Source organism: Paenarthrobacter nitroguajacolicus (assembly GCF_007786235.1).
Taxonomy (GTDB): Bacteria; Actinomycetota; Actinomycetes; order Actinomycetales; family Micrococcaceae; genus Arthrobacter; species Arthrobacter nitroguajacolicus_A.
This window is the reverse complement of the sequence record NZ_VNFK01000012.1, coordinates 52,132-73,290: the sequence shown is the minus strand read 5'-3', so window position 1 is coordinate 73,290 and position 21,159 is coordinate 52,132. Positions and strand designations below refer to the sequence as shown.

Here is a 21,159-nt window from a genome sequence, read left to right as displayed (position 1 = left end):
AGTTCAGGCCCCCATCGTCTAGCGGCCTAGGACACCGCCCTTTCACGGCGGCGGCACGGGTTCGAATCCCGTTGGGGGTACGCAAGGAAGTGGTAAATCGGATGAAAAAAGTCTGGTAAGCTAGAAGCCTTGAAAAAAACGCGGTAGAGATACTGCAAACGCAAGGCCCTGTAGCGCAGTTGGTTAGCGCGCCGCCCTGTCACGGCGGAGGTCGCGGGTTCAAGTCCCGTCAGGGTCGCTCTGAGCGCCGAAGAAATTCGGTTCTCAAGGTGACATGTCACCTAGGCTCTGTAGCTCAGTTGGTAGAGCGTTCGACTGAAAATCGAAAGGTCACCGGATCGACGCCGGTCGGAGCCACCACTGGGAAGCATCAGTTCTTTGGAACTGGTGCTTTTCTTCTTTAACAGCCTTTCTTCTTCAACAGAGGTCCTGTGATGCTTCCAGGGCTGCCTGGCTTTTGACGGCGCACCTCCACCACCCACTTGAATCTCGGATGGCCTTGACGCGCCATCCTCAGGCTCCGTCGTTGCCCGTCGTCCGTCAAAGTGGTTGGCGGCGGCGCACAAGCCGTGTGCTGATGCCGCGTTGGCTTCGCCTAACGAATTCCCTTTGGGAAGGGGCAGCCCCAGGAGTTGGGGTTTTGTTGGCAGGTGTCGGCGACGAGTGCTCTTTCGGTTTTCCAGACGTGGATGGTTTTGGCGGGTGTGGTCAGGTTCAGGGTTCCGTTGATGGGTAGTGGTGGGCCGTTGTTGACGGAGTAGGTGCCGGTGAAGTTGGTGGTGATGGTGGCGGGGTAGTTTCCGGTTTCGGTGTAGCTGTGGCTGGTGCGGGTGTCGGTGGTGAGCCATTCGGCTTCGGGGATGGCGTAGCCGGCGGCTGGTGTGGGGCCCAGGGTGGTGCCGTCTCCGAAGGTGTAGGTGTAGCTGGCCGGTGTGGCGGTGAAGTGGACGGCTTGGCCGAGGATGGTGATATCGAAGGCCTGTTCGCCGGCGGTGGTGTAGAAGTTGGTGGGTCCGCCTTTGAGGGTGTGGGGGAAGGGCTGGACTTGGAGGGTTCCGGGGTTGACGGGGAGTTGTCGGAAGTCGTTGAGGATTCTGGCTGCGATGTTGGCCAGGACGTTTTCGGGTTGGGGGTCGTAGAGGCAGGTGGGTCCGGTGACTGCCGGATAGTCCGTCCACACCGGATTCGTGATCGACTTAGGTGCCTGCCGCCAGATCACAGGTGTGCCTTCTTCTCCGCCTGCTGATTTCGCTGGGCATTCCATGGTCAGGCACCCCTTGTCGGGAGTATCCGTTCCACCAGAGCGACAGTGGATATCGGCCATGTACTGATTCGGGTCCTCAGCGGCAGGTGAAGTGCCCAGTGTTGGCTCAGACCTACCGGTTTCAGGGTTGAACACGAACGTGGCGCCAACTTCTATTTGCCGTTCGTGGCGGTCCGCACTCACACGCGTGTCGTCTGCTTGCGCAGCACCTGCAGCGAACGCAATCTGGAGGCAGGCCAGGATCAGAATGCTCATGAGAGAGGCGAGTGTCCGCACGGCTAGCCCACGATCGATCCGTACTCGGTGACCTTCCAAGCACCGTCAACGTATGTTGCGAGGACGGCATCGGCCGTATTGGTGGCGGCTGAGTTCGGTTGGCCCTCGACCCCTTCGGCATCGTAGTACTGAATTGCCTCTTGAATTACTTGGACCTTGGTCGAGTAAACGGGACCTCCCTGAGGCTCCCATGTGACTTCGACGACTGGCGTCGCCAGCCTCCCGCCCACCATCCATCTGCCATTGATGTAGTTAAGTTCCACCGATTCTTCGTGGGCGACCGCCACGGGAGTTGACGTATTGGTGATAGCTCGCCATGCAGTTAGATCGCCGGTTTCAATCGCGTAGGAGTAAGTTGCGTACCAATACCCAATAAACGCCTCCAGCCCGGCCTTTGAGTTCGACTTCGCCAGCTCCGACATCACAGGAACCGGCACATTCTGCGCCTTCCCCTTCGCATCTGCCGGCTTGTACGCAGCCGATGCAGCCGGGGTGGCCGCAGCAACAGGCGACGAAGCGCTGGGGGTGGGTGTCGCCGTCGTCGAGCTTGTTGCGGTGGGGGAGCCGCCGCTCTGGCAGCCGCTCAGGAGCATCGCGGCTGCGAGAAACAAGGCCGCCGGCCGGGCACGACCAAAAGAAGCAGACAAGAATGAACGGCGTGGCATGACAGACTCCCCGGCAGTGTTGTGGCGATGTGTCGGCCAGTCTAGGTTGGGCCAACAACGGCAACCCAGTCACGAACTGAGGCATGTGGATAACTCACTCTGTTCACCGCAGTGCGATGGGCGTTATTCTTGCCTCGCCGGCTCGTCTTCGCACGCATCCTATTGGGGGAACCATGGTCAACATCTCGCTCACCAGCACGTCCAATCCGGCCCGCCTTCTATCAGTGGCCTTGGTGGCCGCTGCCCTGACGCTCAGTGCGTGCTCGGCCCCGGCGCCGGTCGCCCAGCCCACGCCTGCAGCGTCGTCGGAGGCGCCGGCAGCGGAAGTCGGTACAAGCTCCGAGCCAACCGCCCCCACAAGCGGCACGACCCCCACAAGCGGTACGACAGGAGGAACCGGCGGGGTCTACGGCGATTTCACGTCGATGTCGGAGGCCTGCCTGTCGGTGAGTGCCACGATGCTGAGTGTCACCATCCTGCCTTTGTCGGCGATGGTGGGCGGAAAGCCCGAGGACATAGAAAAGGCCAAGCAGGAACTGTCCCAAATGCAGGGCAAAGTGCCGGAAGAGCTGAAGCCGGCCTTCGAGGAGCTCCGCAGTTTCACGGAGTCCGCAGGCACGGACTTCAGCAAATACGGTGACGGGAAGTTCGAAGAACTGATGAAGCCCATTCAGGACTGGACTGACAAGAACTGTAAGTAGCTCCGCGCAGGAACTGAGCAGCGCCGCGCGCATTCCCTTCTGGCAGGATGCTTCTCCCAAAGCGTCGGAGCTAGACGCTAGGGTGGTACTCAAGAGAAGGGGAGTGCTCCATGGAAGACCAGAACGTGCAGCTTGATCCCGTGCCTGGGGGCAGCGAGATCCTCGGTACCGGACGCACCATCATCTCCGAGGCGGCTGTGGCTAAAGTAGCCGGCATCGCTGCCCGCACCGTGCCCGGCGTGTACTCCTTGGGGTCAGGCCCGTCCCGAGCCCTCGGCGCGATCCGCGACGCCGTCGGCAGCTCGGACCACGCAGCAGGCGTCCGCGCAGAGGTCGGTGAGACCCAGGTGGCCGTCGACATCAACCTGGTCGCCTTGTATGGCCACCCCTTGCATGGCGTGGCCAACCAGGTCAGGTCCGCTGTCTTCCGGGCGGTCGAAGAACTCGTCGGTCTCCAGGTCATTGAAGTCAACATCGAGATCAACGACGTCTACGTGGCCCCGCCGACCAAACCCGCCGGTGCCAAGACTGTCCCAGTGGAAAGGGAGGCACTTCAGTGAGCATGACCGTGGTGGGCATCGCGATCGGCGCCTTTGTGGCGTTCATGTCTTTCGCGTTCGGGCTGTGGGGCTTCCTGGTCTCACTGCTTTTCATGGGCATCGGGGCACTGCTTGGCCGCGCGGCTGATGGCAAGCTGGATCTCCGCGGCGTCCTGGACGCTATTACGGGCCGGCGCTCTTCGTCATGAGCGTGGCTGAGGCTGTGGAATCCACCACCAGCCTGGCCGGCCACAACCGGATCAGTACCCAGGCATTAACATCTTTGGCCCGTGCCGCGGCCGCCGAAGCTCTCGGCGTGGAGGCCAGCGACATCCGCGCAGATTGGGCGGACGACGACGGCCTCCTGGCTTTGTCCATCGTGGCGCCTATCAGCATCCCGGCTCTGACCGACGTCCTCCGCGATCCGCAGCGGGTCCAAGGCTTCGGTGGCTCAATTTGGGACAGGGCCGTCGCCGCCAAGGCCACCATCCTTGAGACCGTCACGAGGCTCAGCGGCTCGCAGCTAAGCAGGGTGGACATCAGGATCAGCGGAGCGCACGTTACGGAGGGAGGCCGCGTTCAGTGACACAGGACCAGGAAACACAGCAAGTGAATGGCACAAGCCCGGACGCCGTCCCCGTAGCAGGTGAAGACCCGGATATGAGCCGCATTCTGCGCCGGGAAACGCATTCATCCCGCGCCGGGGCAGCCTCGATTGCGGCTGTGTTGGTGATCGTCCTCTGCGTCTACGCCTTGCTTGAAGCGGGGGTCCGCGCCATTGGGCAGCCGCCGTGGTTGATCAACCCGAGCACGGCTGCGGAGCGAATCATCGCTCTCCCGGATGGCATCTCGCCCTTGCTCCTCGGCGCGAGTGGCGCGGTCATAGCAATGGTGGGGCTCTTCTTCCTGCTTCACGCAGTGCTCCCCGGCAGGCGTGCCCGGCATCTGCTCCGGGACCCGCGCACCGCCGTCGTGGTTGATGACGAAGTCCTGGCGTCCGCGCTGGCACGTCGTGCACGGACGGCTGCGAACGTGACCCCGGAACAAGTCATGGTGGTTGTCTCGCGGCAGCTGGTAGTGGTCAATGTAAGGCCAACATCGGGGAGCCGCGTGAGCGAAGAGGCCGTGCTGACTGCGGTGCAAGCGGAACTTGAGGAAATGTCACCGGTGCCGATGCCAGCAGTTCGGGTCAACCTTGCGACGTCGGGGGTGATCGGGGCGTGAACGGAACACCGCGTGGAGTCAACCGGGTATTGCTCTTCATTATCGGCGTGAAGCTTTTGGCCGTGGGACTTCTACTCCTGCTGCTGGCCACCGTCCCTGCTGTGGCAACGTGGTGGCACGGTTGGTCCGCGGGAGTGTGGGCCGGCGCAGAAAATGCTTTCCGGCAGACGCGCTTCCCCGGACGCGAAGAGAGCTGGCTGTGGATTGTGGCCGGGCTGGTCCTGGTGGCGGTCATCATCGGGATGGTTGCCTGGCTGTCGCAGCAAGGCAAAGGCAGGGCCAACCTTCTGGTGGCCAGCGACGACGACAGCGACGTTGATGGCGAAGTGAGGATCGGTGGCGGCGTAGCTGAACAGGCACTGCGGGCCGCCCTCGCCGAGAGGACAGACCTCGCTGGCGCCTCCGTGACAACCCTCGAAGTGAAGGGCAGGCCAGGCCTGCGGATCCGCATCCAACCGCGGCAAGGAGTGGCGCCCCACCTCCTTGCGGCCGAAGTGTCGCAATTGGTGGAAGCCTTGGACCTTGTCATTGGTCAGAAGACCCCCGTGCTGGTGCATATGGTCTCCGGTGCACGGTCCAGGTTTACCCGGGCCGAAAGGGTCCGCTGACGTCGTATATGTCCGCTGACATTGCACAATCCGGGCGTCTGCCAATAGTTTGAAAGGCAAAGGGGGAATCCCTCCTTTGGCACGCATTGCCACAGATCCAATCGTCACAGAGGAGAGCAGCATGAGTGAAGAAACCACGGGCGCCGAGGCGGTTAATAGCGCGGCGGAGAACGCCAAGGATGCGGCCGGCGAAGCCCTGGGAAACGCTAAGGAATTTGCTGGCGAGGCTGTGGAGAACGTCAAGGAATTTGCTGGCGAAGCTGCCGAGAATGTCAAAGAGTTCGCCGGAGACGCTGCCGAGAACGTCAAGGAATTTTTCTCTGGTGACGTAGGAGAAAATGCCAAGGAATTGGCGGGTGACGTCGCCGAAAAGTCAAAGGAAATCGCTGGGGACGTTGCTGAAAACGTCAAGGGCCTGGGTTCCAAGATCGCCGGTCTGTTCAAGGGCGAAAAGTAGGATCCCTCCACCGACCCCAACGGGATGGCAGCTCGCCTTGATAGCGGAAGACCGCACTGGCACGGGCTGCCATCCCGCTGTCGGTTAACTAGTAGCCTGATGTCCACACACGATGGACACGAGGAGGCCTTAGTGGTTGGAACAACAGTGCTTGAAACGTCGGTGGCCGAGCTGATGGCGGAACTGGCTTCGCTGGAGGACCCCCGTGCCCGCGAAGTCAACGAGAAACACGGTGACGACCATGGCGTGAACCTGGGTAAACTTCGTGCCGTCGCGAAGAGGTTGAAGACACAGCAGGATCTTTCGCGTGAGCTGTGGGACACCGGGGATACCGCCGCCAGGTTGCTGTCCTTGCTGATTTGCCGTCCCAAGGCCTTCGAGCGGGATGAACTGGACAGCATGCTGCGGGAAGCCCGGGCTCCCAAGGTCCATGACTGGCTGGTGAACTACGTGGTGAAGAAGAGCCCGCACGCCGAGGTGCTGCGCGTTGCCTGGTTCGCCGATCCCGACCCTGTGGTTGCGAGTGCCGGGTGGGCTCTTACGTCGGAACGTGTGGTCAAGAAGCCGGAAGGACTGGATTTGGGCGCGCTTCTGGACATCATCGAGGCCCACATGAAGGACGCTCCGGACCGGCTTCAGTGGGCCATGAACCACTGCTTGGCGCAGATCGGAATTGAATACCCGGAGCTTCGGACCCGCGCATTGGATATCGGTGAGCGTTTGGAAGTCCTCAAGGACTACCCAACGCCGCCCAATTGCACATCACCGTTCGCGCCCAGCTGGATCAACGAGATGGTACGGCGCAAGTCGCTGTAGCGGGGCGGTTCAGCCTCTGTTGCGGTGCATCATGCGGTAGGTGAGCTCTGCGAGGAGCTCTTCGTCGGAAAGGTGTGAAGCCCGGGCCACGGGAGCTGCGGGAACGGAAACACGGGGTGGCCCCTGACGCGACTCATCGCTGGAGCGCATGTCATCCGGAGTGATCATGTCCGGGGCGAAGGTGGACTTTCCCTTGAGGACCTCCGAGACGGATCCAGCGCGCCAACCAAGAGCGTGCTCAAGCTTGCGCTGGTTGATTTCCTGCGTACGCCGCGTTCCTGATTCCAACGTGCGCACTGTCTTGATGGCCGTACCCGCCTGCTTGGCCAACTGCACCTGGCTCAGACCTTGGGCCAGGCGTTCTTCCTTGATCAGGCGGCCGATGGTCTGGAGTGCTTCTAGTTCATCCACGCTTCCCACTTTTCCATAGGCAACACTGGGTAAACAAATCGCAGGCATGCTCAGGTGGGATCGAAAGCTTCCCCGCGCACCGTCATCACAGGCTCAATGGGTATGCCGCATCGAAATAAGCAGGCTACTTGGTATCAGTGTGATTACGGTCGGTGTAAGCGCTTGCATTTACCTTGAGAACATGGCTAGTGTGAGCGTCACCACATCAATTGCGCCGCCGAATCACTTGTACTCAGCGAGGAGTCTTTAGCATGAAGAAAACCAAGTACCTGCTACCGGTCGCAGCCGCCGGTGTCCTGGCACTTACCCTTTCCGCCTGTAGCGGAGATGGAGGCGGTGGGGGATCCACCGCCGGCTCCAATGATTGCTCCGCCTACGAAAGCTATGGCAAGCACGACGGCAAGACCGTCTCCGTCTACTCGACGATCGTCGATATCGAAGCAACCAACCTCGAGGAATCCTGGAAGCAGTTCGAAGACTGCACGGGAATCACTGTTAAGTACGAAGGCAGCAAGGAATTCGAAACGCAGATCGGTGTCCGTGCTCAGTCCGGCACCGCCCCTGATGTGGCGATCTTCCCGCAGCCCGGTCTTCTTGCCACGCAGGCACGGGCAGGATACTTGAAGCCCGCTCCGAAGACCGTCTCCGACCTGGTGGACAAGAACTGGTCCCCGGACTGGAAGAAGTACGGCACGGTAGATGGCACGTACTACGCCGCTCCGATGCTTGCGAACGTCAAGGGCTTTGTTTGGTACGCGCCCAAGACCTTCAAGGACAAGGGCTGGGAAGTTCCCAAGACGTGGGACGAAATGATCGAGCTGTCCAAGAAGATCGCAGCGGATGACAAGAACATGAAGCCGTGGTGTGCCGGATTCGAATCCGGTGAGGCCACTGGCTGGCCCGGCACGGACTGGATTGAAGACGTTGTCCTTCGCGCCCACGGACCCGAAGTTTACGACCAGTGGGTAGCCCACCAGATTCCGTTCAACGACCCCAAGATCGTCGATTCCTTCAACAAGGCCGGCGACATCCTGCTCAACCAGGACATGGTGAACGGTGGCTTCGGTGACGTCCGCTCGATCCTGAGCACCGGCTTCGCCCAGGCTGGCCAGCCTGTTCTGGATGGCACTTGCGCGATGCACCACCAGGCCAACTTCCAGGCCGCCAACTGGCCCGCAGGAACAAACGTTGCCGAGGACGGCGACGTGTGGGCATTCATCACCCCGCCGATTGACGAAAGCAAGGGCAAGGCAGTCACCGGTGGCGGCGAGATGGTGGGCGCCTACAAGGACACCCCTGAGGTCCAGTCGTTCCTGGCTTACCTCGCCAGCGCCGACTTCGCCAACAACCGCGTCAAGCTGGGCGGTGTTGTGAGTGCCAACAAGGGACTTGACCCCAACAACGCACAGTCCGACCTCGACAAGCTGACCGTCCAGATCCTCCAGGATCCCGAGACTGTCTTCCGCTTCGATGGCTCGGACCTGATGCCGAGTGCTGTGGGTTCAAACTCGTTCTGGAAGGGCATCGTGCAGTGGATCAACGGCACGTCCTCCCAGGATGTAGCCAACAGCATTGAATCCAGCTGGCCTAAGAGCTAACTCCCAAAGTGCTGCCTCCCCTGACTGGTTTGCCCAGCCGGGGAGGCAGCGCTTTTCCCGGAACCTAGTGATTCACTCACGCCCCGGAGGTTGGGTATGGAATTTATCGGAGAAAAACTCCTTCAAGTAGTGATAGCCCTGGCGATCTTCTCAGCGGTTATCGGCCTCATCATGTTGCTGGTGGACAGGGCACCCAAGTCGGTCAAGGACAAAGTGACCGTTGTTGGCTTCCTTGCTCCCGCCGCGATCCTCATGCTGGTGGGCTTGGTCTATCCGGCAGCCCGCACATCAATGCTGGCTTTCACCGATGCCAGCGGCAATGGCAACGGATTGGACAACTTTGTCTGGATGTTCACGCAGCCCGAAGCGTTGACCACGCTGCGGAATACGGTCATTTGGACCGTGCTGGTCCCCCTGCTGTCCACCAGCTTTGGACTCGCATACGCGGTGTTCATCGATAAGGCCAGGGGCGAAAAGGTTCTGAAGTCGCTGGTCTTCATGCCCATGGCCATTTCCTTCGTGGGCGCCGGCATCATTTGGAAACTCGTCTATGACTACCGTGGCCCCGGCATCGAGCAGACCGGTGTCCTTAACTTCTTCCGGGATGCCTTGGGAATGGATCCCAAGCAGTTCTTGCTGGATGCCCCGGAGAACACGATCTTCCTGATCATCGTGATGGTCTGGATCCAGACCGGCTTTGCCATGGTGATCCTGTCGGCGGCCATCAAGGGTGTTCCGGTGGAGCTCATCGAAGCAGCCCGACTGGATGGCGCCAACGCCTGGCAGCAGTTCCGCAACGTCACGGTTCCGGGTATCCGTGGAGCCTTGGTGGTGGTGCTGACCACCATTACCATCGCCACGCTGAAGGTCTTCGACATCGTCCGAACCATGACCGCCGGTAACTACGACACGTCGGTCGTTGCCAATGAAATGTACACGCAGGCCTTCCGCGCCGGTGAGCCGGGACGCGGTGCCGCCCTGGCCTTGGTCCTGTTCCTGATGGTGCTGCCAATCGTCGTGTACAACGCTCGTGTCCTTCGCAAGCAAAGGGAGATCCATTGACAGCCACGCCAGCCCCGAAAGAGGCCTCGAAGGCCACCCGGCAGCGTCCTGGATCCGACCCCACGGAGGACGCCCAGCCGATCATGCGGCGGGTCAAGACCAAGCTCACGTCCAAGTGGGCTACAGCGGCAGCGATCATCATCGCCGTCGTATGGTCCGTACCGACGTTCGGCCTCTTCGTTACCTCGTTCCGTCCGGCCGCCAAGCAGGTGGGCCCCCGCTCCAACGGTTGGTGGAATGCCTTCGTTGACTGGGACTTCACATTCAAGAACTACGTGGATGTCCTCACACCGGCAGGCTCACAGTCCGCCAACCTCTCGCAGTATTTCGTGAACTCCATAGCGATCGTCATCCCGGTCACCATCTTCGTGCTGGTTCTGGCATCCATGGCCGCTTACGTCTTCGCGTGGGGTAAGTTCAAGGGCCGCGACGCACTCTTCATCTTCGTCTTCGCCCTGCAGATCATCCCGCTCCAGATGGCGCTGATTCCGCTCCTGCAGTTCTTCACGCAGACCCTGCAGCTTCCTGCAGGCTCATACGCGCAACTGTGGATCGCCCACACCATGTTCGGCCTCCCGCTGGGCATCTTCCTGCTCCACAACTTCATTTCAGAGATTCCCGGTGAAGTCATCGAGGCAGCAAGGGTGGACGGTGCCGGACACAGCACCATCTTCTGGCGGATCATCCTGCCGCTCTCCGTTCCGGCTTTGGCCTCGTTGGCCATCTTCCAGTTCCTCTGGGTATGGAATGACCTGCTGGTGGCGCTGGTGTTCTCCGGAGGTACGGCGGACGTGGCTCCGATTACGCAGCGTTTGGCAGAGATTTCCGGTACCCGTGGCGCCAGGGATTACCTGAACCCGGCCGCAGCATTCGTCTCGATCATTATTCCGCTGCTGGTGTTCTTTGGCCTTCAGCGGTACTTCGTGCGAGGCCTGCTGTCCGGCGGTCTCAAGGGCTAGGAAGCGCGGCCTCGGTTGCGCAGCGCATTACGCCGCTGCGTAACCGAGGGCCGCACTCAGCAAGCCCCGAAATAAGGTGTAGGCGGAGCAACGGCGGCCGGAGAGGGGAGCCTGTGTCACGAACAACGGGTAGGTCCCAACGCGGCGGCCACACGGGTGTCAGTATTGAGGACGTTGCCGCAGCAGCGGGCGTCTCGACGGCGACCGTTTCCCGGGCAGTCAGGGGATTGCCCCGGGTGTCTCCCGCAACCCGGGAGAAGATCCTCGAAGTAGCGAGTTCCTTGGGGTATGTGGCGTCGTCGTCCGCCTCCGGTTTGGCGACGGGCCGCACCCGTACCATCGGGGTCCTGGCCCCGTTCGTCAGCCGGTGGTTCTTCTCCAAGGCCATCGAAGGCGCGGACCGGGAGTTGCATTCGCGTAAATACAATCTTTCCCTGTTCAACCTCGGCGGCCACGGCAGCAACCGCGAGCGGCTGTTCAGCTCCACCATGGTCTACAAGCAGATCGACGCCTTGTTGGTGCTGTGTATGTCCTTGACCGAGGAAGAACTGGAGCACTTGCACAAGATCGACATACCGCTGGTTGTTGTGGGTGGCCATGTTGAGGATTGCCCCTACATCGGCATCAACGACTACGACGCCGCGTCCACGGCGGTAAAGCACCTGCTGGATCTGGGACACACGGACATTGCCTTACTTCATGGCGACGACGAGACGGACCTGAATTTCGACGTTCCCCGTGTGCGGATACGCGCCTTCCAGGAAGTCATGACCGACGCCGGCCTGGAGGTCCGTCCCGAGTGGGACCAATGGGGTGACTTCACCGTAGCCAGCGGGCAGCAGGCGTTCAACCGGTTGTGGAGCCAACCCGGCCGCAAACCAACGGCCATCTTCTGTTCGTCGGACGAGATGGCCATGGGCGTCATCTTTGAGGCCGGCCGCCACGGAGTCAGAGTGCCGGAGGACCTTTCGGTGATCGGCATTGACGACCACGATTTCTCGTCGTCACTGGGCCTGACCACTGTGGGTCAACGCCCTGACAACCAGGCCGAACTCGCCACCAGGATGTTGCTGGATGAACTGGACGGCAACGCGGGGGCAGTGCATTCCGAGGTGGCCCCCCACCAGTTGATTGTGCGTGAGACAACAGCCCCGCCCAACGGCGTCAGCAGCAATTAGAACTGGCTAGGAAGCGCGAGCCAGCTGCCGGATGGGAATCCACCGCGAAGCGAGTCGCCTGTAGGCAGCGGCCGCCCCCGTCATGTCGCCCTCGGCCAAGCACTCAATACCCAAGCGAACGTCCATGGGGGATTCGTCGGGATACACCTTGTCCGCCACGGCACCGTAATCCAGCTCCACCATGGATGCGGCATGGAAGAGTTCCAACCATTCCGTGAGCTGCGTCAGGTCGTCCAGCATGTCCAGGTCAGGCGCAGCCAGCGCCAGGTGGGCCACGGCAAATCGTGCCCGTTCCAGGGCTTCGGTGAGCGGCGTCCACACGCGGACGGTAAGAATACGCCCCTCGGCTTCCACCACATCCTTGCGGTCCGACTCGGCGAAGAGCGAGAACCAGCTGAACGGGATGCCCCACGTGGACGCCCGGGTGTGGACGCGCTTGGCGTCTTCGCGGGCGTTGATGCGGTCAATCCGGGCCTGGTGCTTATCCCGTTGCGATACAGGGATCAGGAGATCGGCCAGCGGACTGTGGACGCCATCCATGAGCGCGTTGGCCGCCAAGCCGGCCCGAATCACCATCTGGCTGGGGCAGTAAAGGAGGTGTCCGGCGTCGTCCCCGTCTTTGTCCTTGGCGGCGTGGCGGCCACCGGGAACGCGGGTCATCCGCACCAGGTCCGTACGACCGGTGGGGAAGGGATCGCCACCCGAGCGCGTGATGCGCCCCAGCGACGCTTGAAGCTCCGCATTCTCGACGGCGGCCCGGGAACCTGCCTTGCCGCCCTCCGCCACGAGCTGCCGCTGCTGCTCGGGCGGGAAGGCCTCAAGCGGCTCATAAATGCGCAGCGACGAGGAGAACGGCAATCCTGCCTGGCCCCTGTACAGGTTTCCAGTCATGTCCGGCCGGCCCTTTCGTCGATGAGCGTGTGGTTAGTTTGCCAGCTCCACGATCACAGGGGCGTGGTCCGAAGCACCCTTGCCCTTGCGTTCCTCGCGGTCGATGGAAGCTCCCGTGACCCGGGAGGCCAGTGCGGGGGAGGCCAGGCAGAAGTCGATCCGCATGCCTTCCTTCTTGGGGAAGCGCAACTGCGTGTAGTCCCAGTAGGTGTAGACGCCGGGGCCGGGGGTGTAGGGACGGACGACGTCGGTGAATCCGGCGGCTTCGAACGCGTGGAACGCTGCGCGCTCGGGTTCGCTGACGTGGGTGTAGTTGTTGGTGCGGAAGAGCTCGATGTCCCAGACGTCGTCGTCGAACGGGGCGATGTTCCAGTCACCCATGAGCGCGATCTGGGCTGTCGGATCCGACGCGACCCACTCTGCTGCATGACCCTGCAGGACGTCGAGCCATTTGATCTTGTACGGCATGTGTTCGTCGTCAAGCGAGCGGCCGTTGGGAACGTAGAGGCTCCAGATACGGATGCCGCCGCAGGTAGCCGCGATGGCGCGGGCTTCCTGGGCGGGGTCCTTGCCTGCCTTGCCGAATGCCGGCTGGTCCATGAAGGTGCGCTGGACGTCCTCCAGTCCAACCCGGGAAGCGATGGCAACACCGTTCCACTGGTTCACACCGAAGTGCGCAACCTCATAACCCATGCGCTCAAAGAGCTCCCACGGGAAGTTCTCGTCCTTGCACTTGGTCTCCTGGATGGCCAGGACATCACAGTCGCTGCGCTCAAGCCAGGCTTCAACGCGGTCGGCACGGGCGCGGAGGGAGTTCACATTCCAGGTAGCTATCTTCACAGCCACTAACTTACCGAACTTGGCGCTGAGCGCATCCCCCTACCGGGTTTTACCGTGCAGGATCAGTGCCCGTACAGTGACGGTGCACTGGCCAATTTGCGGAGCCCAACGCCGGAGGCGATCAACAGCAGTCCCGTCACGATCGCGAAAGCCGCCAACATCGCCACCAGGCCCAGGATTCCGATTCCGGGGTTGACCAACACCACGATGCCGAACACGGTGGTGATGAGGCCCATCAGGAACCAAATACCCCAGCTCCGGATGAAGCTCCGCGCCGCGAAGGCCAGGACGAGCTGCGAAAGCCCAAGCACCAAGGCCCACAGCCCGATGAGGACGCCAACGGCCGCCGCTGTGAACCCAGGCCAGGCAATCGCCACGATGCCAGCCGCAATGGAGATCAAGCCACCCACCACGGTCCAGCGTGAACGGACTGCGGGGTCGTAGAAGTAGTGGGCCACGCTGGTGATGCCGTCAATGATCGCGAAGAACCCGAACATGACCACCACCACTAACGCTGTGGCGCTGGGCAGCAGAAGGATTAACAGGCCAAAAACAATGGCCAGGACACCCCGAACCAACAAAGCTGTTCCCGGGGTTTTGAACATCTTGCGATCCGTTACGTCCGACATATGGTCAGCGTAACCAACCACGCGCCTTTACCGCATCCCCTCGCGCCGTATGGCTGTTGCAATGGCCGCCGCGCGCGTCTCGACACCGAGCTTGGCGTAGATGTGCGCGAGGTGGGTTTTCACCGTTGCTTCGGAAATGAACAGCCGTTTACCGAGATCGCGGTTGCTGAGACCCTCGGTCAGCAGGCTGAGCAGCTCGGCTTCGCGAGGAGTCAGGACCTCGTCCGGGTTCCGTAGTTGTTGGAACAGGCGCGACGCCACGGGTGCGCTCATGACGCTCTTCCCCTGCACTGCACCACGCACCGCTGCGAAAATCTCCTCCGGCGCCGCATCCTTCAGCAGGTAACCCATGGCGCCGGCATCCACTGCCCGAACAATGTCGGCGTCGGAATCGTAGGTGGTGAACACGATGATCGCCTGTTTGGGATTGCGCTGACGGAGGTGCTTGATGGCTTCGATGCCGTCCATCCCCGCGCCCATCGCAAGATCCATCAGGACTACTGCGGGCGAATGCTGCTGGGCGGCGTCCAGCGCTTCCTCACCTGAGGATGCTTCACCGACGACGGCGATATCCGGCTGGGTGCCGAGCAGCGCCTTGAGACCGCTACGGACGACGGTATGGTCGTCCACCAGCAGCACGGAGATGGTGGTCATGGGGCCTCCTTCAGGGCGGTCTCGGTGCCGGCCGCCGGCAGTGGGAGCTGCGCCGCGATGATGGTGCCTTCACCGGGAGTGCTCTCCACGGACAATTCTCCGCCCAACTGTTCCACGCGTTGCTGCATGGCCCGCAGCCCGTATCCTCCGGTTTCCGACGGCGGAGGTACCGCTCCGGGGTCGAAGCCGCGGCCGTCGTCGAACACGTCCAGGGTGACGGCATCCGGAAGGTACCCGAGCGTCACGCTGGCGTGGTCCGCGCGGGCGTGCAGTTTGATGTTGGCCACGGCGCTCTGGGTGACGCGGAGCAGGGCGTGCCGCACCTCGGACGGAAGCGGCCGCGCATCACCGGTGACCTGGACGCGGATGGAGTCCACGTACTGCCGTGCCGCGTGCTCCAGGGCCTCAGGAAGCGGCCCGGATTCCAGGCCGGGGGCGGAGAGTTCGTGTACCAGGCTCCGGGTGTCGGCGAGGTTCCGCCTCAACAGATCGGCAGCCCGGCGCACGTCGTCATGGGCGGCTTGGGCGGGCCAGGACCGCTGTGCTGCTTCCAGGAGAAGCAGGCTGCTGGCGAGGCCTTGGGTTACGGTGTCGTGGATTTCACGTGAAACGCGCTCGCGTTCGGCGGCGATCCCCGCCTCCCGCTCGCTGGCGGCGAGTCGCTCCTGGTCGCGCTCGATCTTGTCGTAGATCAAGGTGAGCAGGGCGCCCGCGGCCAGCGGGCCGAGCAACATGGCCACGTCCGTCCAGTCGCTCATCCGGAAGAGCCCGACCGCGGTGGCCGCCGCCGTCGCCCCGCCCGCCACATACCCGGCCCACCCGCGGAAAACCGTGCGTGCCAGGAAGAAGATGGCGAAGGAACACCAGGCGAAGCTCGGGGCGACGATGACCAATGCCGCCCAGGCCGCCACCAAGGCGACCATCCACGGCATCCACAGCCGGCGTCCCCGGCCTGGCCACCGGTGTGCCAAGACTGCGGTCATGGCATAGAGCGCACACACTGCGGCGGCCAGAGCCACCGTCCACAGGTTGTCTGCGGGGGAGTGCCGCATGACGTACCGGACCGCCGATGCCACCATCAGCACGGCAAAGCCCAAGTGCACCACAGCGTCGATGCGGCCGTCGATCCGGCTGCCCTGCGCGGGCTGTGGAGGAGCAGTTGGCATGGGTGGTTCCCGTTTCCGTATCCGTTGGAGGCGTTCTTTCCATGCTAGGTCCCGGCCGGTTGTTGGTCTCTCCACCTTTTGGCTGATACAAGTAGCGGAAGAGCAAGCAATCCATCCAGAAGAGGACACCGCCGTCGATGAAACCAGTTGACCAGGTCAACGCCGTGTCTATGCCATGGGACGGCATCACGGTTGGAATTTTGCTTGACAGCTTGGGCCCCGACGTCGTGCGCCCCCTGGCGTTGCCGCACGGCCCATCAGTAGCCATCGGCTCGCCGTCGATCCATGACACGGATCAGGCCCACGTTGACCTGACCGAGGCTGTATTGCTGGTTCCGGGCGGCCCAAGCGTCGAGCTGCTGGACTGGGCCGTGGAAGCGCACGTCGCTGCAGTCGTGGTGCGTGCCGGGGCGGTGGACCCGGAACCCCTCACCGCGGCGGCCAACCGTGCGGGCGTGTCATTGCTGGAGTGCAGCGAAGAACTCTCCTGGGGGCAGCTTTACCTGCTGATCGATGCGCTGCGGGCGGTCACCGGGCCGGTGCTCGAAGAGGATGATCGGGCGGCGGACCTTTTCTCGTTGGCCAATGACGTCGCCCTACGAGCCGGCGGGGCGGTGGCCATCGAAGACCTGTCCATGCGGGTGCTGGCATATTCGACGATTCCCGGCCAGGAAGTGGATGATCTGCGGAGGGACGGGATCCTGGGGCGTCGAGTCCCAGATCACCCGACCAATGCAGAGGACTATTCCGCTGTGCTGCGCGCTGACACTGCTGTCTGGATCAGTGACCAGCCGGATTTCAGGCCCCGGCTTGCGATTGCGGTCCGCGACGGCGGCGAACCCCTGGGAAGTATCTGGGTCATCAAAGGCGAGAAGGCGCTGACCGACAAAGCCCCGGAGGTACTGGTGGAAGCTGCTCGCCTTGCCGCTCCGCATTTGGCCAGACTCAACGTCGCTGCCGACGCCGATCGACGGGAACGGGCAGACCGGTTGGGGCAGCTTTTCCGCGGAACAGGCCCAAGACGGCGGATTGCGGAGTCTTTCGGATTACGGTTTGACGCCGGTGCCACCGTGGTGGTGATCGGCAGGGACGAGAACCCGCCCGCTCACTCCCGGGGAATGTCGGCGGGATCGGCCGCTGTGCATGTCAGCGTCCTGCTAAGGATGGCGCTGTCCTCGTACCGGCTTCCGGCCGCAGTGGGATCCTTGGAAGGACAGACGGTTGCGGTGATCGGCACGGCGGCAGATTCTCCGGTACTGCAAACGATCATCGCCTCCGTCTTGGCCCGGTCCGAGGAAAGCGTTGGTGGGGGCTGGCGGGCAGGTGTCAGCCGCTCCCTGGCGGGCGTAGCGGACGTGCCCCTCGGCTACAGCCAGGCGAAACAGGCGCTCGGTGTGGTGTGTGGGCCGCTGGGGCACGGCACTATCGGCAAACATCAGGTGTTGGGCGCGCCGTTGTTCCTGCTTGAGGTGCTGGACGCATTACAGACGCGTTCGGCCCTGGACGCCGAACCGCTGTCCGTGGTCTCGGATCATGACAGCCGCCAGGGCACCGACTACGTGAGGACGCTCCGCTGTTGGATCGCGGCCCACTACGATGTCGCGCGGGCGGCGGAAGCGCTGGTGCTGCACCCCAACACCCTCCGCCACCGGCTCCGCAGGATGGCCGAAGTGGTGGACATCGAAGACCCCGACGTGCGGCTTGCCTTGGCCCTGCAGTTGCGGTTGCAGGAGATCGACACCGAGCCGCTCGGCTGACACCACAGGCGGTTGTTGGTCTCTCCACCTTTTGGCTGATACGGCCGGCGGAAGGGATGAGCCCGGGGTCTGCTTCGGGCCGATGTGGCAACGGGACAGTCACGGAAGCATGGAGATGTACCCGATGCTTACTACGAGGAGAACTCCGTGAAGAAGTCCAACAAGATGATTGCCGCCGCCGCTGCCGGAGCATTGTTGCTCACCGGTGGAATCACGGCTGTGGCCAACGCTGTGGCACCTGCGGCCGTGCCTGCAACGGCCTCAGCGAAGGTTGCCGCGGACGTGCAGCCCGCCCCCGAGAACGTAGTGGCGCAGAACCGCATCACCGTGGGCGCCTCCAGCAAAGCCGTGAATGCTGCATTGGCCAAGTGCCAGGCGGACAAGCTGCCGTTCGTTACCGTTGCTTTGGTGGACCGCTTCGGCACCGTCCAGGCAATCCTCCGTGGTGACAACGCCGCCGAGCACACCATCGAGGCCGCCAAGCAGAAGGCCTACACGGCTGCCGCGTTCGGTGCTCCCACCAGCGAGCTGGCCAAGCGCATCAACGGCAACGGGCCTTCCATCGCCGACCTCCCCGGCACATTGTTCCTGGCCGGCGGAGTCCCGCTGAAGGTCAATGGCGTTTCTGTGGCCGGGATCGGTGTTGGCGGCGCTCCCGACGGTGCACTTGACGAGGCCTGCGCCACCGCCGGTGCCGAGGCCTTGGCCACTGCGGCGAAGTAGCCTCGACTCATGACCACCCGCACCCGCGCCCGCGCCCGCGTTTTTGTACAGGTGATGCCCTTATGGGAGCGTCTTAAGGGCGGTATCTGGACAAAAACTCGGGTGGTGGGGGCGGGGTTGGTGCTGGTCGGGCTCGTGGCCGGGTGCGCGCCGTCGTCGCCCTCTGACCTTGCCAGTTCAAGCTCGACGGCGGCCGCCTCGCCTTCCGACGCCTCGCCTTCCGACCAAGCGCCGGCCCAGGCAGCCCCCACCTCAGCCAAACCATCGGGCGCGGTTCCCGGCCCGGCGTCGTCGGCTGCTGTGCCGCCCACACTGACACCGGAAGCCCAGATGGAAACCGACCGACTCCTGATCCTTGCCGCGAAGGCCAACGACGTTGCGAAGGTGAGGGAGCTGATCGCGGCCGGCGGAAACGTGAACGCCAAGGACGACATCCAGGACTCCGCGTTCCTGTATGCCGGCGCGGAGGGCTTCAACGAAGTCCTGGAGCTGACTTTGGCAGCGGGGGCGGACGTGCGCAGCACCAACCGCTACGGCGGCACTGCCCTGATCCCGGCGAGCGAACACGGACACACGGACACCGTTCGGATCCTTATCGCAGCCGGCGTGCCCGTGGACCACGTCAACAACCTGGGCTGGACCGCCATGCAGGAAGCCATCCTGCTCAATAACGGCGGCCCCAAGCAGCAGGACGTGGTCCGGCAACTCCTCGCGGCCGGAGCCAACCCGGACATCCGTGATCCGCAAGGCCGAACCGCCCTGCAAAATGCAGAGCGGCTCGGGTTTACGGAGATCGCGGCGCTGATCCGGTCCCGCTGACGTAGATGGGCTAGACGGCTTCCAGCACGCTCACGTAATTGGCGATGCCCACCCCGCCCATGTTTTGGACGGCTCCGCGACGGGCGTGGGGCAACTGCATGTCGCCGGCTGTGCCGCTGAGCTGCATCGCGGCGATGACATGCTGCGACACACCGGTGGCGCCCACAGGATGGCCCTTCGCCTTCAGGCCGCCGGAGACGTTGATGGGGAGCTTGCCGTCCTTGTAGACCCAACCCTCCGTGATGGCCCGCGATCCTTCACCGCGGGGAGCCAGGCCCATGGCCTCGTACATGATGAGTTCGGCGATGGTGAAGCAGTCGTGAACCTCGGCGAAGTCCAGCCCCTCAATGCCGACGCCGGCCATGGCGAAGGCGCGCTCCCACGACGCCCTGGTAGCGGCGAATTCGGTGGGATCGCGGCGTTCTGCGGGGAAGAAATCGTTCGCGTGGCCGAACCCAGCCAGGCGCACGGGGGCGGTTGCGCCCCCGGTCGCCGACGATGACAGCACGACGGCGGCAGCTCCGTCCGAGACCGGCGAACAGTCGGTGCGGCGCAAGGGTTCGGCCACCATGGGGTTCTTGTCCGAAATGGTCCGGCAGAATTCCTCGCCGAAGTCGCGGTGCATCTGGGCGTAAGGGTTGTCCATGCCGTTGCGGTGGTTCTTGGCGGCGATGGAACCCAGGACGTCGCCGAGGCCTTGGACACCGGGACCGGTGATGCCCGCCCCGTAGCGCTTGTCATAATGCTTGGCGACCTCCGCGAAGAGGCCCGTGAATCCGGTGCTGGAGGCTTTGCCAGCCATTTCGTAGGAAGCGCCGAGCAACGCTGCCCCCACGACGTCGGCTCCGGCATCGGTCATCTTCTCCGCACCGATCACCAGCACGTTCCGGGCAGTCCCGGCCAGCACGGCTTTGACGCCTTGCTGGAAGGCGGCGGACCCGGAAGCGCAGGCGTTCTCCGTCCGGGTCGCGGGGACGTTTGCCAGGTCCGCGGAGAGCTGGAGTGCCAGGGATGACGTGAAACCCAGCGGCTGCATGCCGGAGTTGAACTGGCCGAGGTAGATCTCGTCGATGTCCTTGGGGGCCAGCCCGGAGTTGCTGATGGCCTCCCCGGCCACCTGGACCACCAAGGATTCCAGCGTCTCATCGGCCAACTTCCCGAACTTGCTGTGGCCCCATCCCGTGAGCAGGATGTCTTTGCCGAACTGGTCTTTGAGGCTCATGCGTTGGCTCCTTCGAGGGTGTGTTCAACAGAGGCGAGCGCTACCGCGAACCCGGCCCCGGTCTTTTCGCGGAGCTCTTCCACGGTGACGCCCGGGGCGAGACGTGTCAGCAGCAGGCGAGTGTCGCCGTCGTGCGTCTCTTCGATGTCGAATACGGCGAGATCCGTGATGATCCGGTCCACGCAGCGCAGTCCCGTGAGGGGGAGGGTGCATTCGGTGACGATCTTGGCCGAACCGTCCTTGGCGTTGTGCTCGGTCAGGACGACGACGCGCGGTGTCCCGGCCACCAAGTCCATGGCACCGCCCATGCCCTTCACCATCTTGCCGGGGATGGTCCAGTTGGCGAGGTCGCCGCTGCCGGACACCTGCATGGCGCCAAGGATGGCTACCTTCACGTGCCCGCCACGGATCATGCCGAATGACGTTGCAGAGTCGAAGATGCTCCCGCCGGGGGTGATGGTGACTGTTTGCTTGCCTGCGTTGATAAGGTCGGCGTCTTCTTCGCCCTCATAAGGGAACGGACCCATGCCCAGTAGCCCGTTCTCGCTCTGGAGGACCACCCGCACGCCATCGGGCAGGTTGTTGGCCACCAGCGTGGGAATGCCGATGCCGAGGTTGACGTAGTCGCCGTCGTTCAGTTCTTCTGCCGCAATCGCGGCCATCTGGTCTCGTGTCCAAGCCATGGTTTGCTCCTTCTGCT

Annotated in this window: 25 protein-coding genes and 3 tRNA genes; 18 read left to right on the top strand and 10 right to left on the bottom strand. The window is 63.0% G+C overall.

Annotated elements, in window-relative coordinates:
- Window positions 1-7: 7 nt before the first annotated feature.
- From FQP90_RS15395 to FQP90_RS15385, 3 genes are all read left to right on the top strand, one after another.
- A tRNA-Glu gene (locus tag FQP90_RS15395) sits at window positions 8-80 on the top strand.
- Between the two features lie 84 nt (window positions 81-164).
- A tRNA-Asp gene (locus FQP90_RS15390) sits at window positions 165-238 on the top strand.
- Window positions 239-284: 46 nt separating this feature from the next.
- Window positions 285-360: transfer RNA gene (locus FQP90_RS15385), tRNA-Phe, on the top strand.
- A gap of 235 nt (window positions 361-595) precedes the next feature.
- On the opposite strand, the gene FQP90_RS15380 is transcribed toward FQP90_RS15385, so the two are convergent.
- Together FQP90_RS15380 and FQP90_RS15375 are read right to left on the bottom strand one after the other, a co-directional pair.
- Window positions 596-1,519 carry a hypothetical protein gene (locus FQP90_RS15380; RefSeq protein WP_244296796.1) on the bottom strand — a complete coding sequence of 308 codons (924 nt, stop codon included), beginning with the start codon at window positions 1,517-1,519 and terminating at the stop codon, window positions 596-598.
- A 23-nt stretch (window positions 1,520-1,542) separates the two neighbouring features.
- Entirely contained in the window at window positions 1,543-2,205 is a 663-nt protein-coding gene (locus FQP90_RS15375) for a DUF6318 family protein (protein ID WP_144651953.1), read from the bottom strand.
- A 173-nt stretch (window positions 2,206-2,378) separates the two neighbouring features.
- On the opposite strand from FQP90_RS15375, the gene FQP90_RS15370 reads away from it, so the two are divergent.
- From FQP90_RS15370 to FQP90_RS15335, 8 genes are all read left to right on the top strand, one after another.
- Window positions 2,379-2,906, top strand: coding sequence for a hypothetical protein (locus tag FQP90_RS15370; protein WP_144651952.1), 528 nt, complete (start codon window positions 2,379-2,381; stop codon window positions 2,904-2,906).
- Between the two features lie 110 nt (window positions 2,907-3,016).
- On the top strand, window positions 3,017-3,466 hold the full coding sequence (locus FQP90_RS15365) for an Asp23/Gls24 family envelope stress response protein (protein ID WP_144651951.1): 450 nt from the start codon (window positions 3,017-3,019) through the stop codon (window positions 3,464-3,466).
- The gene (locus FQP90_RS15360) at window positions 3,463-3,654 is read left to right on the top strand and encodes a DUF2273 domain-containing protein (protein ID WP_144651950.1); all 192 of its coding nucleotides are present in this window, start codon (window positions 3,463-3,465) and stop codon (window positions 3,652-3,654) included. Before FQP90_RS15365 ends, FQP90_RS15360 begins: the two co-directional genes overlap by 4 nt.
- On the top strand, window positions 3,651-4,031 hold the full coding sequence (locus tag FQP90_RS15355; protein ID WP_144651949.1) for a hypothetical protein: 381 nt from the start codon (window positions 3,651-3,653) through the stop codon (window positions 4,029-4,031). Before FQP90_RS15360 ends, FQP90_RS15355 begins: the two co-directional genes overlap by 4 nt.
- Window positions 4,028-4,669, top strand: a complete 642-nt coding sequence (locus FQP90_RS15350; RefSeq protein WP_144651948.1) for a DUF6286 domain-containing protein — start codon at window positions 4,028-4,030, stop codon at window positions 4,667-4,669. The genes FQP90_RS15355 and FQP90_RS15350 overlap by 4 nt, the downstream gene beginning before the upstream one ends.
- The gene (locus FQP90_RS15345; protein ID WP_144651947.1) at window positions 4,666-5,277 is read left to right on the top strand and encodes a hypothetical protein; all 612 of its coding nucleotides are present in this window, start codon (window positions 4,666-4,668) and stop codon (window positions 5,275-5,277) included. Before FQP90_RS15350 ends, FQP90_RS15345 begins: the two co-directional genes overlap by 4 nt.
- A 121-nt stretch (window positions 5,278-5,398) precedes the next feature.
- Window positions 5,399-5,734 (top strand): hypothetical protein, encoded by a 336-nt coding sequence (locus FQP90_RS15340; RefSeq protein ID WP_144651946.1) that lies wholly within the window; start codon window positions 5,399-5,401, stop codon window positions 5,732-5,734.
- A gap of 174 nt (window positions 5,735-5,908) precedes the next feature.
- On the top strand, window positions 5,909-6,550 hold the full coding sequence (locus tag FQP90_RS15335; protein ID WP_244296803.1) for a DNA alkylation repair protein: 642 nt from the start codon (window positions 5,909-5,911) through the stop codon (window positions 6,548-6,550).
- A gap of 9 nt (window positions 6,551-6,559) precedes the next feature.
- Here FQP90_RS15335 and FQP90_RS15330 read toward each other — a convergent pair whose 3' ends face one another.
- Window positions 6,560-6,961 carry a helix-turn-helix domain-containing protein gene (locus FQP90_RS15330; protein WP_144651944.1) on the bottom strand — a complete coding sequence of 134 codons (402 nt, stop codon included), beginning with the start codon at window positions 6,959-6,961 and terminating at the stop codon, window positions 6,560-6,562.
- A gap of 251 nt (window positions 6,962-7,212) precedes the next feature.
- Here FQP90_RS15330 and FQP90_RS15325 point away from each other — a divergent pair, with 251 nt between their 5' ends.
- From FQP90_RS15325 to FQP90_RS15310, 4 genes are all read left to right on the top strand, one after another.
- Complete coding sequence (locus tag FQP90_RS15325; RefSeq protein WP_144651943.1) at window positions 7,213-8,559, top strand: ABC transporter substrate-binding protein; 1,347 nt, start codon at window positions 7,213-7,215, stop codon at window positions 8,557-8,559.
- Window positions 8,560-8,655: 96 nt separating this feature from the next.
- Window positions 8,656-9,621, top strand: coding sequence for a carbohydrate ABC transporter permease (locus FQP90_RS15320; RefSeq protein WP_144651942.1), 966 nt, complete (start codon window positions 8,656-8,658; stop codon window positions 9,619-9,621).
- A complete protein-coding gene (locus FQP90_RS15315) occupies window positions 9,618-10,580 on the top strand; it encodes a carbohydrate ABC transporter permease (RefSeq protein ID WP_144651941.1) in 963 nt (320 codons plus the stop codon). Before FQP90_RS15320 ends, FQP90_RS15315 begins: the two co-directional genes overlap by 4 nt.
- 113 nt (window positions 10,581-10,693) lie before the next feature.
- Complete coding sequence (locus FQP90_RS15310; protein ID WP_144651940.1) at window positions 10,694-11,758, top strand: LacI family DNA-binding transcriptional regulator; 1,065 nt, start codon at window positions 10,694-10,696, stop codon at window positions 11,756-11,758.
- Between the two features lie 6 nt (window positions 11,759-11,764).
- Here FQP90_RS15310 and FQP90_RS15305 read toward each other — a convergent pair whose 3' ends face one another.
- The 5 genes from FQP90_RS15305 to FQP90_RS15285 form a co-directional block, all read right to left on the bottom strand.
- Window positions 11,765-12,649, bottom strand: coding sequence for a hypothetical protein (locus tag FQP90_RS15305; RefSeq protein ID WP_144651939.1), 885 nt, complete (start codon window positions 12,647-12,649; stop codon window positions 11,765-11,767).
- Between the two features lie 33 nt (window positions 12,650-12,682).
- Window positions 12,683-13,489, bottom strand: a complete 807-nt coding sequence (locus tag FQP90_RS15300; protein ID WP_144651938.1) for an exodeoxyribonuclease III — start codon at window positions 13,487-13,489, stop codon at window positions 12,683-12,685.
- Window positions 13,490-13,551: 62 nt separating this feature from the next.
- On the bottom strand, window positions 13,552-14,118 hold the full coding sequence (locus FQP90_RS15295) for an HdeD family acid-resistance protein (protein ID WP_144651937.1): 567 nt from the start codon (window positions 14,116-14,118) through the stop codon (window positions 13,552-13,554).
- Window positions 14,119-14,145: 27 nt separating this feature from the next.
- Window positions 14,146-14,772 (bottom strand): response regulator, encoded by a 627-nt coding sequence (locus tag FQP90_RS15290; RefSeq protein ID WP_144651936.1) that lies wholly within the window; start codon window positions 14,770-14,772, stop codon window positions 14,146-14,148.
- Entirely contained in the window at window positions 14,769-15,938 is a 1,170-nt protein-coding gene (locus FQP90_RS15285) for a sensor histidine kinase (protein WP_144651935.1), read from the bottom strand. Before FQP90_RS15285 ends, FQP90_RS15290 begins: the two co-directional genes overlap by 4 nt.
- 137 nt (window positions 15,939-16,075) lie before the next feature.
- Here FQP90_RS15285 and FQP90_RS15280 point away from each other — a divergent pair, with 137 nt between their 5' ends.
- The 3 genes from FQP90_RS15280 to FQP90_RS15270 all read left to right on the top strand — a co-directional run bounded on the left by FQP90_RS15280 (window position 16,076) and on the right by FQP90_RS15270 (window position 19,237).
- On the top strand, window positions 16,076-17,695 hold the full coding sequence (locus FQP90_RS15280; RefSeq protein ID WP_144651934.1) for a PucR family transcriptional regulator: 1,620 nt from the start codon (window positions 16,076-16,078) through the stop codon (window positions 17,693-17,695).
- Between the two features lie 147 nt (window positions 17,696-17,842).
- Window positions 17,843-18,418, top strand: a complete 576-nt coding sequence (locus FQP90_RS15275) for a GlcG/HbpS family heme-binding protein (RefSeq protein WP_208760022.1) — start codon at window positions 17,843-17,845, stop codon at window positions 18,416-18,418.
- 54 nt (window positions 18,419-18,472) lie between these two features.
- Window positions 18,473-19,237 carry an ankyrin repeat domain-containing protein gene (locus FQP90_RS15270; RefSeq protein ID WP_144652029.1) on the top strand — a complete coding sequence of 255 codons (765 nt, stop codon included), beginning with the start codon at window positions 18,473-18,475 and terminating at the stop codon, window positions 19,235-19,237.
- A gap of 10 nt (window positions 19,238-19,247) precedes the next feature.
- On the opposite strand, the gene FQP90_RS15265 is transcribed toward FQP90_RS15270, so the two are convergent.
- Window positions 19,248-20,459 (bottom strand): acetyl-CoA acetyltransferase, encoded by a 1,212-nt coding sequence (locus tag FQP90_RS15265; protein WP_144651933.1) that lies wholly within the window; start codon window positions 20,457-20,459, stop codon window positions 19,248-19,250.
- A complete protein-coding gene (locus FQP90_RS15260) occupies window positions 20,456-21,142 on the bottom strand; it encodes a CoA transferase subunit B (protein ID WP_144651932.1) in 687 nt (228 codons plus the stop codon). The genes FQP90_RS15265 and FQP90_RS15260 overlap by 4 nt, the downstream gene beginning before the upstream one ends.
- Between the last annotated feature and the right edge of the window lie 17 nt (window positions 21,143-21,159).

Coding starts and splice junctions, on each gene's coding strand:
- FQP90_RS15295 (WP_144651937.1), bottom strand. CDS start 14,118: ATGTCGGACGTAACGGATCGCAAGATGTTCAAAACCCCGGGAACAGCT.
- FQP90_RS15280 (WP_144651934.1), top strand. CDS start 16,076: ATGAAACCAGTTGACCAGGTCAACGCCGTGTCTATGCCATGGGACGGC.
- FQP90_RS15260 (WP_144651932.1), bottom strand. CDS start 21,142: ATGGCTTGGACACGAGACCAGATGGCCGCGATTGCGGCAGAAGAACTG.
- FQP90_RS15270 (WP_144652029.1), top strand. CDS start 18,473: ATGCCCTTATGGGAGCGTCTTAAGGGCGGTATCTGGACAAAAACTCGG.
- FQP90_RS15370 (WP_144651952.1), top strand. CDS start 2,379: ATGGTCAACATCTCGCTCACCAGCACGTCCAATCCGGCCCGCCTTCTA.
- FQP90_RS15320 (WP_144651942.1), top strand. CDS start 8,656: ATGGAATTTATCGGAGAAAAACTCCTTCAAGTAGTGATAGCCCTGGCG.
- FQP90_RS15290 (WP_144651936.1), bottom strand. CDS start 14,772: ATGACCACCATCTCCGTGCTGCTGGTGGACGACCATACCGTCGTCCGT.
- FQP90_RS15285 (WP_144651935.1), bottom strand. CDS start 15,938: ATGCCAACTGCTCCTCCACAGCCCGCGCAGGGCAGCCGGATCGACGGC.
- FQP90_RS15355 (WP_144651949.1), top strand. CDS start 3,651: ATGAGCGTGGCTGAGGCTGTGGAATCCACCACCAGCCTGGCCGGCCAC.
- FQP90_RS15325 (WP_144651943.1), top strand. CDS start 7,213: ATGAAGAAAACCAAGTACCTGCTACCGGTCGCAGCCGCCGGTGTCCTG.
- FQP90_RS15335 (WP_244296803.1), top strand. CDS start 5,909: ATGGCGGAACTGGCTTCGCTGGAGGACCCCCGTGCCCGCGAAGTCAAC.
- FQP90_RS15380 (WP_244296796.1), bottom strand. CDS start 1,519: ATGAGCATTCTGATCCTGGCCTGCCTCCAGATTGCGTTCGCTGCAGGT.
- FQP90_RS15305 (WP_144651939.1), bottom strand. CDS start 12,649: ATGACTGGAAACCTGTACAGGGGCCAGGCAGGATTGCCGTTCTCCTCG.
- FQP90_RS15365 (WP_144651951.1), top strand. CDS start 3,017: ATGGAAGACCAGAACGTGCAGCTTGATCCCGTGCCTGGGGGCAGCGAG.
- FQP90_RS15265 (WP_144651933.1), bottom strand. CDS start 20,459: ATGAGCCTCAAAGACCAGTTCGGCAAAGACATCCTGCTCACGGGATGG.
- FQP90_RS15340 (WP_144651946.1), top strand. CDS start 5,399: ATGAGTGAAGAAACCACGGGCGCCGAGGCGGTTAATAGCGCGGCGGAG.
- FQP90_RS15375 (WP_144651953.1), bottom strand. CDS start 2,205: ATGCCACGCCGTTCATTCTTGTCTGCTTCTTTTGGTCGTGCCCGGCCG.